Origin of the sequence: Streptomyces sp. NPDC058459 (assembly GCF_042721685.1) — a bacterium.
Taxonomy (GTDB): Bacteria; Actinomycetota; Actinomycetes; order Streptomycetales; family Streptomycetaceae; genus Streptomyces.
In genome coordinates, this window is record NZ_JBHXLV010000200.1 from 1 (window position 1) to 11,876 (window position 11,876).

The 11,876-nt window shown below is 70.4% G+C and carries 9 protein-coding genes; 2 read left to right on the top strand and 7 right to left on the bottom strand.

Features of this window, described 5'->3' with window-relative positions:
• Positions 1 to 45: 45 nt before the first annotated feature.
• The 7 genes from ACFWN1_RS27005 to ACFWN1_RS27035 form a co-directional block, all read right to left on the bottom strand.
• Complete coding sequence (locus ACFWN1_RS27005) at positions 46 to 429, bottom strand: DUF3618 domain-containing protein (RefSeq protein ID WP_384367158.1); 384 nt, start codon at positions 427 to 429, stop codon at positions 46 to 48.
• Entirely contained in the window at positions 426 to 842 is a 417-nt protein-coding gene (locus ACFWN1_RS27010) for a phage holin family protein (RefSeq protein ID WP_384367161.1), read from the bottom strand. The genes ACFWN1_RS27005 and ACFWN1_RS27010 overlap by 4 nt, the downstream gene beginning before the upstream one ends.
• Before the next feature lie 185 nt (positions 843 to 1,027).
• Entirely contained in the window at positions 1,028 to 2,053 is a 1,026-nt protein-coding gene (sbnA, locus tag ACFWN1_RS27015) for a 2,3-diaminopropionate biosynthesis protein SbnA (protein ID WP_384367164.1), read from the bottom strand.
• A 35-nt stretch (positions 2,054 to 2,088) separates the two neighbouring features.
• On the bottom strand, positions 2,089 to 3,156 hold the full coding sequence (gene sbnB / locus ACFWN1_RS27020) for a 2,3-diaminopropionate biosynthesis protein SbnB (RefSeq protein ID WP_384367167.1): 1,068 nt from the start codon (positions 3,154 to 3,156) through the stop codon (positions 2,089 to 2,091).
• Positions 3,153 to 4,157 (bottom strand): TauD/TfdA family dioxygenase, encoded by a 1,005-nt coding sequence (locus ACFWN1_RS27025; protein WP_384367170.1) that lies wholly within the window; start codon positions 4,155 to 4,157, stop codon positions 3,153 to 3,155. The genes sbnB and ACFWN1_RS27025 overlap by 4 nt, the downstream gene beginning before the upstream one ends.
• Before the next feature lie 49 nt (positions 4,158 to 4,206).
• Positions 4,207 to 7,434: an amino acid adenylation domain-containing protein gene (locus ACFWN1_RS27030; protein ID WP_384367173.1), complete on the bottom strand. Its 3,228-nt coding sequence runs from the start codon at positions 7,432 to 7,434 to the stop codon at positions 4,207 to 4,209.
• Positions 7,435 to 7,445: 11 nt separating this feature from the next.
• Positions 7,446 to 10,043, bottom strand: coding sequence for a Pls/PosA family non-ribosomal peptide synthetase (locus tag ACFWN1_RS27035; RefSeq protein WP_384367176.1), 2,598 nt, complete (start codon positions 10,041 to 10,043; stop codon positions 7,446 to 7,448).
• 319 nt (positions 10,044 to 10,362) lie between these two features.
• On the opposite strand from ACFWN1_RS27035, the gene ACFWN1_RS27040 reads away from it, so the two are divergent.
• The gene (locus ACFWN1_RS27040) at positions 10,363 to 11,322 is read left to right on the top strand and encodes a Dyp-type peroxidase (protein WP_384367179.1); all 960 of its coding nucleotides are present in this window, start codon (positions 10,363 to 10,365) and stop codon (positions 11,320 to 11,322) included.
• A gap of 126 nt (positions 11,323 to 11,448) precedes the next feature.
• Positions 11,449 to 11,841, top strand: a complete 393-nt coding sequence (locus ACFWN1_RS27045; RefSeq protein WP_384367182.1) for a VOC family protein — start codon at positions 11,449 to 11,451, stop codon at positions 11,839 to 11,841.
• Positions 11,842 to 11,876: the final 35 nt, after the last annotated feature.

The window sequence follows — 11,876 nt, forward strand, 5'->3', positions numbered from 1 at the left end:
AGCGAAGTGACGCTCGGCCGGGGCCCGTTCGGTGACGCGCACGCGTCAGCGGCGCTTACGGCGGCTCAGCAGGCTCAGCGCGACCACCGCGACCGCGCCGGCGATCAGCAGCTTGCGCTTGTCGCGGACCTGCTCGGGGGCACGGTCCTGCCAGAGCTGCTCGGCCTGGCCGGCCTTGGCCCGGACCTGGGTCGCGGCCGCGGCGGCCTTCTCCTTGACCGGGTCCGGCACCTTCTCCGCCAGCTTCTGCGCGGTCTCGGCGGTCTGCACCTTCAGCGCGGCCGCCTTCTCCTGCGCGCGGGCCTTGACGTCGGCCTTGTCGGTGAGCGCCTCCACGGTCTCCCCGAGCTCGTGGCGGGTCCGCTCGACCTGCTCGCGCAGCTCCTGCGGGCTCGCGGACGAGGACTCCTCGAACGGCTGCTGTGTCATCGCTTGGCACTCTCCTTGATCTCGGCCACATCGGCCTTCACACTGTCGATGGTCTGTTCCGGAGCGGGCGGGGCGGCCTGGCCGACCTCCTTCTTGCCGGTCAGGGCGAGTACCGCCGTGACCACGCCGAGGACGCCGGTGACGATGAGCGCGGCCGCCCACACGGGAAGAGGTACGGCCAGGGCGGCGATCGCCGTGGCGACCAGGGCCTGGAGCGCGAGGAAGCCGGTCAGCCCGGCACCGCCGAACAGCGAGCCGCCCTTGCCGTACCGCTTGCCCTTCTCCTTCATCTCCGCCTGAGCGAGCCGGAGTTCACCCCGCACCAGCTCGGTGAGCTGCTGCGAGGCTCGTTGCACGAGTTCACCGACCGGCTCCTCACGGGCCACCGCCTTTTCACGGTCGGGTTCGAACATGACCATCACCCCTCCTGCGTATCCGGAAGACCGGATGCCCCGCATACGCGGAAGGACGCCTGCCCGGCCCCGGTTCCATATGGTCCTCACATCGGAGGCACCGACATGGACGGGACCGGGCGGACCGGGGAGACGGGGGAGACGGGGGAGACCGGAGGGACCTGGGGGACCTCGGGGGAGAGGTGTCACGCCTGTGGCCAGCTGTCCGCCTCCCGGGGCGCCGGCTCCTCCGCCTCGAAGGTGGTGGGCTGTCCGGTCGGGGCGAGGATCTCGTCGCCGAACAGATCCTGGAGCCAGTTGGTCTGGTAGACGGTGTCGAGGTAGCGCTCGCCCAGGTCCGGCGCGATGGCCACCGCCGTCAGGTCACGGGTGTCGTGGCGGGCCAGCCAGTGTGTCGCGCCGCTGACCACCGTGCCTGTGGACCCGCCGAACAGGAAGCCGCGCCGGGCCATCTGGTGGCAGGCCCGGATGGTGTCCGCCTCCTCCACCCGGATCACCTCGTCGACGTAGGACTCGTCGAGCAGCGGAGGCCGCATGCTCATCCCGAGGCCGGGGATCATCCGGCGGCCCGGTTCCCCGCCGAACGCGACCGAGCCCACGCTGTCCACCGCGACGATCCGCACCGGCCGGTGCCACTGCTGGAAGTAGCGGGCGCACCCCATCAGCGTCCCGGCGGTGCCCGTACCGACGAACAGCACGTCCAGGTTCGGGAAGTGCCGGGCTATCTGCGGTGCGGTCGTGCGGTAGTGCGCCTGCCAGTTGCCGGGGTTGGTGTACTGGCTGAGGCAGACGTACCGGTCGTCGGAGGCGCACAGCGAGCGGACGTACTCGATCCGCGTGCCGAGGAACCCGCCGTTCTCGTCCAGGTCGGCCACGATGTGCACCTTGCTGCCGAGGGCCTCCATCAGCAGCCGGGTCGACAGATTGCAGCGCGAGTCCGTCACGCACAGGAACTTGTAGCCCTTGCTCGCGGCGATCATGCTGAGCGCCACGCCGAGGTTCCCGGACGAGGACTCGACGATGACGGAGTCCGGCTTGAGGATGCCCTCCCGCTCGGCGCCCTCCACCATCTCGTTCGCGGCCTTCAGCTTGATGGAGCCGGCGAAGTTGAAGCCCTCGCACTTCAGGTACAGGGGACATCCGAGGATCGACTTGAGGTCGACGAAGAGATGGCCTTCGTTGAAGTCATGGGGTGCGGATATGACGGGCACGGTGGGCCTCCTGGTACCGGGGAAGGGCAGCGCTCTCAGCCGTACCGGCGCAGGTCGTGGAAGAAGTTGTCGATGAGGCCGAGGTTTCCCGCGGCGGCCGTCTCGTCGTAGACGTACTTGCCGACGGCGAGGTCGAGGACGCCGAGCCCGAAGGGCGAGAACACGATCGGCCGGTCGGGCGGCGGGGCGGCCCGGCCGAGCATCACGTCGTTGAGCGTGCCGTTGAGGAAGTCCCGGTTCCCGGTGCGCTGTTCGACCAGGTGCGGGGAGGTGTCGGCCTTCAGGCAGTGCTCCACGTCGTCGACGAAGTTCGCGGACGCCAGGAGGACTTCGGGGGCGAGGTCCCGCAACGAGACGTGCAGGACCAGCGGGTTGTGGGAGAACAGCGACGCGTCGGACACGTGGGGCTGTCCCGCGACCGTGGCGAAGACGACCAGGTCGCTGGAGCGGATCAGGTCCGCCGCGCTGTCGTGCACGGTGACCTCGGCGCTCGTCCCGCTCTGCCGCAGATAGTCGCAGAAGCCGGCGGCGCTGTCGGCGGCCAGGTCGTGCACCCCGACCGTCTCGAACTCCCAGCCGGTTCCGGCGAGGAAGGTGTGGATGTAGCGGGCGATCAGCCCGGTGCCGAAGAACCCGACGCGGGTCGGGCGCGGCCGGTCGCGGCTGAACCAGTCGGCGGCCAGCGCGGCGGACGCGGCGGTCCGGGTCGCGCTGATGACGGAGCTCTCCAGGCAGGCGAACGGATAGCCCGTCGTGGGGTCGTTGAGGATCAGCACCGCCGAGGCGCGGGGGAGCCCGGAGCGGACGTTGTCCGGGAAGCTGGAGATCCACTTCATGCCGTCGACCCCCACGGACCCGCCGACCGACGCCGGCAGCGCGATGATCCGCGAGCTGGGCCGGTCGGGGAACCGCAGGAAGTAGGACGGCGGATTGACCGAGTCCCCGGCGCCGTGCAGCCGGTAGGTCGCCTCGACCAGGTCCGTGATCTCCTTCTCGCGCCCGGTGAGCGCCTTCTGCACCTGCTCACCGGAGATCACCGCGAACGTGGGCGACACCGGGCCGGGTGCGGCCGGCCGCGCGGGGGTGGGCAACAGGTCGGTCATCGCTCGCTCGCCTCCGGGTTCGTGGCACCGGCTTCGAGGCGGCGCGGCTCGGCCATGCCGACCAGCACCTCCCGGTCCCCGGTGTAGGGCTCCCTGCTGTGCGCGGTACGGACGTTGTCGACGAGCAGCAGATCACCGGCCAGCCACGGCTCGCGCCGGGTGTGCTTCTCGTACGTCGCGTTGAGCAGCTCGACCACGTCCTCGCCGATCGGAGTGCCGTCGCCGAAGCGGGTGTTGAACGGCAGGCCGTCCGCGCCGTAGATGTCCACGAGGTACTCGCGCACTTCGGGGGCGAGCGTCCACTCGTTGAGGAAGGCGATCTGGTTGAACCAGCACGCCTCACCCGTGACGGGGTGGCGGACCACGGCCGGGCGCCGTTGCGTCGTCCGCAGGGAGCCGTCCGGCTGCCACGCGGCCTCGATGCCGTGCGACCGGCAGTAGCTCTCGACCCCGGCGCGGTCGGCGGTCCCGAAGGACTCCTCCAGGGACGCCCCGATCTCGTCGTTGTAGGAGCGGGTGAGCAGCCAGCCCTCCCGCCCGAAGCGCTCCCGCACGTCGGCGGGCAGCTCCCGCAGCACCTCCGCCGCGTCGGCCACCGCCGTCGCCCCGCCGTCCTCGGGCGCGGTCATGCAGGCGAACAGCATCAGGCCGGGCGGCTCCTGCGTGTAACTCAGCTCGTGGTGCATGCACATCGGCTGGTTGGCCGGCCAGGTCGTGGAACGGTAGAGCCCCGAGCCGTAGGTCTCGCGGGGCGCGAAGGACTCGCGCTCCGTCATGAGACCGCCGGTCAGCCGGGCGAACGCGGCCCCTATCTGCTCGGGGTCCCGCAGCCCCAGGCCCCGGACCAGCAGCGACCCGTGCTCGGCGACCTGAGTGCGCAGCACCTCGCGGTACCGCTCCGCCCAGGCCGGCACATCGGCCGGGGTGTCGATGCGGGCCATCGGCGGTCTGCCCGGCCGCAGCTCCACATCGAGCGGGGCTGACAGGGATGAGGTCGACATCTCGGATTTCCTTTCGGTCGCCCGTCACGGGGCTGGGTTGGGGGAGGGGTCAGGCTGAGGCCGGCGCATCGGCTGCCGCAAGTACGGCCTTCGCCGCCTCGGTGGGGCGCAGGCGCGGGAAGTAGTGCCCGCCGTCGGAAAGTTCGTGCAGGTCCACAAGGCCGGCCAGCAGCAGCCAGTCCCGGTGGGCCCCGGTGTACCCGGCCGTGTACGGATCGTCGGCGGCCACCACCACCGACACCGGGGCCGTGAGCCGTACCGCCGGCGGGTTCTCCAGGGCGTCGCAGAAATAGCGGTGCGCGGAGAGGCAGTCGTGCCGGTAGGCGGCGCCGACCCGCTCGGCGTGCCGCGCGGTCAGCTCCGCGAGCTCGGTGTAACCGCCCTCCTCGGCCAGTCGTGCGGCGATCTCGGCGTCGCTGCGGACCGACAGCGCCTCCACCGCGGCATGCCGCTCGGCGGCCGTGCCGAGCAGTTGCGCGCCGAGGAACAGCCGCGCCACCTCCACCCCGCGCTCCTGGAGTCTGCGGGCCGTCTCCACGGCCGGCGCGGCGCCCGACGAGTGGCCCCACAGCATGACCCGGGTGAGACCGCGCGCGGTGATTTCCGCCGCGACCCGCTCCGCCACCTCGGCGATCGAGGCGAACGGTTCCTGCCGCCCGGCCAGGTCGTGCCCCGGCAGCTCCACCGCGAGGACCGGCATCCCGCCGCCCGCCAGCGCGCTCGCCACCGGCTGGAAGTTGACCGCGTTGCCGCCCGCGTACGGGAAGCACACGAGCGCGCACTCCGGCGTCCCGTCCGCCTCCGCCAGCGGCTGGAGCAACTCCCCGGTCCGACCCGCCGCGCCGTCCAGGAGCGCGGCCAGCTCGGCGAGGACCGGGTTCCGGGTGATGTCCTTCAGGGACACCGCGCGGTCCAGCGCGATCGTCAGCTTCACCGCTGTCAGGGAGGTGCCACCGGAGTCGAAGAAGTGGTCCCTGCGACCGATCCGCTCTTCGGGAACGCCGAGCAGTTCGGCCCACGCCGCCGCGAGCCGCCGCTCGGCCGAGGTACGCGGCCCCCGGTCCTCGGCGTCTTCCCGCGCCTCGGGCGTGCTCCGCCCGGCCAGCGCGGTGAGCGCCTTCCGGTCGGTCTTGCCGTTGGCGGTCAGCGGCAGGGCATCCTGCCACTGGAAGGCGGCCGGGACCATGTACGCCGGCAGCGCCGCGCCCAGCGCCTCGCGCAGTTCGTCCACGAGCAGCTCGCGCCCGGCGTAGAAGGCGACCAACTGCTGCCCCTGACCGTCCCGTTCGGCCACGACCACCGCGCCGTCCCGCACCCCCGGCACCCGCAGCAGCGTGTTCTCGATCTCGCCGATCTCGATGCGGAAGCCCCGGATCTTGACCTGGTTGTCCCGGCGCCCCAGGAACTCCAGCTTCCCGCCGGGATGCCAGCGCCCCCAGTCACCGCCGAGGTACAGCCGCTCACCCGGCCGGTACGGGTCCTCCAGGTACGCCTCACGGGTCCGCTCGGGATCGTTGACGTAGCCCCGGCCCACACAGACGCCGGAGAAGGCGATCAGCCCCGGCGCGCCCAGCGGCACCAGCTCCAGCCGCTCGTCCACGACCAGGACGCGGACGTTGTTCACCGCACGCCCCAGCAGGACGCGCTCGCACGCCCCGTCGATGATCTCGTGGTTGGTGTCGTCCGAAGTCTCGGTCAGACCATAGGCGTTGACCAGCTTGATGCCCGGCTGCACGGCGAACCAGCGCTGCGTCAGCTCCGGTTTGAGCGCCTCCCCGGTCACGGACACGAACCGCAGGTCCGGGAAGTCCCGCGGGTGCCGCTCCAGGTAGGAGACCAGGACCTCCAGGTAGGAGGGCACGAGCTGGGTGACCCCGGCCCGGCCGTCCACCAGCGTGTCCGCGAACCGCTCCACGTCCATCAGCACGTCCTGCTCCACCAGCAGTGTCCGCCCGCCCACCAGCAACGCGGAGACCAGCTGCCACAGCGAGATGTCGAAGCACTGCGGCGCCGTCTGCGCCACCACCCCGCCCTCACCGACACCCAGGTCGTCGATCTTGGCGAAGAGGTGGTTGAGCATCCCCGCGTGCTCGCACATCGCGCCCTTCGGCTCGCCCGTGGAGCCGGAGGTGAAGTAGATGTAGGCCAGCTGACCAGGGTCCACGGCGACACCGAGGTCGTCCTCGGCGTGCCCCTCGGCGCAGGCGTCCCCGATGAGCAGCCGCTTGGCGCCGGGAACGCGCGCGAGGGCCAGGTCGAGGGTGCCGGTGCTGCCCGGCTCGGTGAGCGCCAGCCGGCACCCGGCCCGGGAGAGGGTGGCCGCGACCCGGCTGGGCGGGAAGTGCGGCTCGATCGGCAGATAGGCGCCGCCCGCCTTGAACACGGCCAGCGTCGCGGCCAGCCAGTCGAGATTCCGCTCGGTGACCACGGCCACCACGTCCTCCCGGCCCACCCCGCGCGCCACCAGCGCCCGCGCCAGCCGGTTGGCCCGGCGGTTCAGCTCGCCGTACGTCCACTCCCGGCCGCCGTGCACCGCCGCCACCGCGTCCGGGTGCCGCCGTGCGCGCCGCTCGAACAGTTCGTGTGCCCGCGCGTCCGGCAGCTCCCGACCGGGACCGGCCAGGCCCTCCAGCTGCTCGTGCCGCTCCTCGGCCGACAGCAGGCTCTGCCGCGTGTGCTCGGCGTCCAGGTCGGCCGCGATCAGCTCCAGCGCCCGCAGGTGGTACCCGGCGACGCGGTGGGCGCTCACGGCGTCCAGGACGTCCGTGCGGTACCGGAGGACCAGGCGTCCCTCGGCCTCGGACCAGTGCACGTGCAGGACACGGTCGCCGGAGAGGGGGTTCGGCGCGCCGCAACTCACCTCGAACGCCGGTTCCGTCAGGCCCAGTTCGCGGCGCAGGTCCGCCAGGGCGAAGTCCCGGTGGGCCAGCGTCTCCGACTCGGCCCGGTGCGCCGCTCCGGCGAGCGTGCGCCAGGTGCCGGGGGAGACGGTGAGGCGGCACGGCAGGGGCTCGCCGGCCGTGCCGGAGGCGTATCCGGTCACCACGTCCTGCTCGCCGGTCAGTGAGGAGAGCACCTTGGCGTGGGCCGCCAGCAGCAGCGCGCCCGCGGGCACGTCGAGCCGTCGCGCCAGGTCGCCCAGGGATGCGGGCAACGGCATTTGGTGCTCGGCCGTGCCGGGGAGCGGCACCCCGGCCCAGCGCGGCACCGCGGTGTATCCGCCTGCGGTCAGTACGCCGCTCCAGAACTCCCGGTCCGCCTGCACACGCGTTCCCATCGAATGCTCCCTCAGTTCACGGACGCCGCGGCGGCGCTGTCCACGGACGGTTGTGGTGTCCTGCGGCCGGTACCGGCCGGCCGCGGCGCGGCCTCCGGCATCTCCACGGCGGGGTTGCCGCCCCAGCGCGCGTGCGCGGGGACTTCCTCGCCCTTCATGAGGAAGGAGTCGGGCGCCAGCCGCGCGCCGTCGCCCATCGTCACGCCGTAGTGCACATGCGAACCGACGCCCAGGGTGCAGCCCGCACCGAGCGTGCTGATGTCGGACTTGAACGTGCCGTCCTCCTGCGAGTGGCACTGGACCTTGCTGCCGGCGTTCAGGGTGCAGTCGTCGCCGATGACGGCGAGCGTGCGGTCCGTCATGTAGCAGCCGTCGTCGAACACCCGGCGGCCGATGCGGACACCGAGCAGGCGCCAGACGAGGGACTTGTAGGGGGTCCCGTTGAAGATGTTCAGGTGCCGGTCCGGCACCTTCCACAGGCGCTCCTGCGACCAGAAGGCCGGGTCGTAGATGGAGCACAGCATGGGGTGCAGCGGGCGGAAGCGGGTCAGGCAGCGCTCCACCAGCACGTAGTAGAGCGTCGACAGGACCAGCGTCAGCGCCATGTACGTGGCGATCACGACGTGCCCCAGCACGCCGTACAGCTCCACGGTGGTCAGTGCCAGCAGCGTCAGCGCGAGGACGTGCAGCCAGCGCAGGAACAGCATGAAGCCCATCGAGCGCAGGTTGAAACGATTCTTCGCCGAGAGGTTCCGGCTGAACTCCTCCCCGGTCCTGAAGTGGTCGAACCGGGAGTCGCGCTCCACCGACCTGGGGATCTCGAAGCACGGCGAACCGAGCAGCCCGACCCCCTCGCGGATCTCCCCGTCGAGCGGCACCATCACCTTCGTCGCCAGCAGGCAGTTCTCGCCGGTCCGGCCGCCGATGGGGTAGGCGATGTTGTTGCCGAGGAAGTTGTGCGCCCCGATCGTCGCCCGCGACACCCGGAACGACGTGGCCGAGTAGTCCGCGTTGACCACGGAGAGCCCGTCGGCCACCATCGTCCCGCTGCCCACCGTCACCAGCAGCGGCGTCTCGTGCTGCATCTCGGTGCCGAAGTTCGACCCGGTCTGCTCGACATGGGAGAGGTCGTACCCGATGCCGCGCAGGTAGTTGACGACGTACGAGCTGTCCCCGAAGAGCCACGCGAAGAACTTGATGTTCGTCATCCGCGCGGTCGTCCGGTGCACCGCGTACCGGAACCCGTAGAGCGGGAACACCCGGTCCGGCGGCACCACCAGGTTCAGCAGGCGCGGCAGGGTGCACACCAGGACCAGGCCGAGGACGAGGAAGCCGACGAACAGCACCAGGGAGAGGACCAGCGCGTCGGTGATCAGCTCCACCGGCGGCAGCGCCGCCTCGGGATCGAGCCGTCTGCGGACCGCCGGTACCGCGGTGAACAGGATGTACAGACCGCCCACACCTAGCGGGATGTACAGCAGGAACAGCTGGAGCAGCGACGCGAGCGCGAACCAGGCCCGGCGGGCGGTGCCGCACCGGGCCGGCGCGACCCGTAGATAGTCCGTGTCGGTCGCCTGCGCGGGGGAGCCGTGCTGATGCTCGCCGTCCGGGACGCACTGGCCGCTGTGCAGCGACGAGGAGTGCCCGAGCTGGGCGCCGTCACCCATCGAGGTGTCGATGTCCAGGACGGTCTTCTCCCCGATGTACACGTCCCGGCCGATGCTGATCCGGCCCGTCTGGATACGCCCGGCGTGCGCCCGGTAGCCGAGGAAGAACGTGTCCTTGCGGATGACCGTGCCGGCACCGATCGTCAGCAGATCCGTGCAGACCGGTACCGAGTGGGAGAGGATCGTCACGCCCTTGCCGATCCGTGCGCCGAGTGCCCGCAGATAGAACACGTACAGCGGGTTGCCGATGAAGAGAATCATCGGATTCGCGTGCAGCAGCGCCTTGACGAGCCAGAAGCGCAGGTAGGAAAGGCCCCAGACCGGGAACTCACCGGGTTTCCAGCGCCCGACCAGCACCCATTTGGCGATGACGGGAAAAGCGCACAGAACCACGAATCCGATGCCACCGAACAACAGTGACCGCAGATAGATGTCCCCCACACCGGAACCGTCGGCGACCCATTCGTAACCGCTCGCCGTGCCGAAACCGGCGGCCAGTGAATATGCCAGGAAGATCAGCAACTGGGCCGTGCCGCACAAACTGTGGGAAAGCGTGCCGGCGCGTGTCACCGGTTCCGGCGGCACGGCGAGCGTGGTGAGGGAGAGGCCGGCCGTGGCATCGGCAGGAGCCGGGGCGGATTCCGCGAGAGCCGCCGCCAGGACGCGGATCGTGGGGTACCGGTAGATGTCCTTCATGGACGGGGACGGCAGATCCTCCCGCTTCCGGGCCCGCGCGCAGAACTGCGCCATCACCAGTGAATTGGCACCGAGGCCGTCGAAGAAGTGCGCGTCGGCCGGAACGTTCTCCACGCCCATGACATCGGCCAGCACATCCGCCAGCCGCACTTCGGTCTCCACCGACGCCGGACCGGAACCGCGCTGTTCGACGAGGGTTCTGTCGTCCGTTCCTTCTATATGGACGTCCGAGGGCTGTTCCACCATGTGATCTCCTGGAGAACGTCTGGATCGCTGCTCGGCCACGTGCTCTTCACTGATCACCAACTGCCGCTTCAGTCTCGGCCCGCCGTCGTCAGGCTGCCACTTCGAGTCGATCAACCCGCGAGCCGGAAATACCCCGGCGGGCCCGTGGTTTCTGGGCAGCCGCACGTGCCTAGGCCATCCGGGATCACCTGTTTGGCCGACCTCTCAGGCGCCGGTGGCGCAGTGTCCTGCGGTGGCGGATGCTGGACTGGCCGGGTCACGGCCGCCGCGCACCGCCCTGCCCGCCGCCCACGCCGCGGGCCGCTCAACGGGAGAGGCCATGGATCACACCGCCGTCGCCAAGCACGATCTGGAGACCGAGCCGCAGTACATCGACGCGCCGCTGACCGCCGCGGCCGCGTTCCTGGTGCTGACCGTCAATGGCGGTGAAGAAGCCATGGACGAGGCGCGGTCGGTGGTGGCGAGTATCGAGGATCTGGTCAAGGACATCAGGATTCAGGTGAACACCGGTGTGTTCACCTGCAATCTCGGAATCTCGCACCACGCCTGGACGCCGTTGACCCGGAAACCGATGCCGAAGGAACTCAGGCCCTTCCGGGAGATCCGCGGCGCCCGGCACACCGCGGTCGCCACCGAAGGTGATCTCCTTTATCACGTACGCGCCGACTCGGTCGACCTGGTCGTGGAATTCGAGAAGATCCTCCTTGAGGAATTCGGTGACTCCGTGACCGCCGTGGACGATGTCAGCGGATTCCGCTATCACAACGGCCGCGACCTCATGGAATTCGTGGACGGTACGGCCAACCCGATCGGCCTCTCCCTGCCGGCGGCCACCCTGGTGGGCGAGGAGGACCCGGCGTACACGGGCGGCAGCTACGTCGTCATCCAGAAATACCTGCACGACCTCAAGGACTGGCGCGCCCAGACCACCGAGACACAGGAACAGATCATCGGCCGCACCAAGTTCGGCAACATCGAACTCCCCGACGCGACCGAGGGCCAGAAGTCGCACAAGACCCTGTGCACCATCGAGGACGCCGAGGGCGAGCACGACATACTCCGTGACAACATGCCGTTCGCCACGCCCGGCGAAGGCGAGTACGGCACGTACTTCATCGGCTACTCCCGGTACCTGTGGGTCACGGAGAAGATGCTGGAGCGCATGTTCATCGGCGACCCGCCGCCCCTGCACGACCGCATCCTCGACTACTCGCGGGCGGTCACCGGCGTCACCTTCTTCTGCCCAGCACGCAAGTTCCTGGTCGACCTCACGGACTGAGCCGGACCTCACGGACTGAGCCGGACCGCACGGACCGGGCCGCCGGAGACCGGGCCGCCCCGGGAACGCCGACTGAATCCGCCGGGCCGGGACAGTCTCAGAGGAGGCGACTCTCTGGGAGGAAACATGACCCTGGTCAAAGCGGGCGTGGTGGTGCTCGACTGTGCGGAGCCGGAGAAACTGGCCGCTTTCTACGGGGAGTTGCTGGACGGCGAGCAGACCCTCGCCTCCGCCAACCTGGTGCAGCTGCGGGGCGCGGACGGCTTCCTTATCGCCTTCCGCCGCGATGTGAACGCCACGCCTCCGAGCTGGCCTCGCCCGGAGAACTCGCTCCAGGTCCACCTCGAGTTCATGGTGGACGACCTGGACGAGGTCGAGCGGCGGATCGTGTCGCTCGGCGGCCGCCCCATCGAGACCCGGGACGCGGTGGGCCCGAACGAGGAGCGCGGCTACTCCGACCCGTCGGGTCACTCCTTCACCGTGCGGCTGACCCCGCCTACCTCTCCCAAGCAGGGCTGACGACAGACGAAGACCGGGGGTGGCGGGCCTTGGAC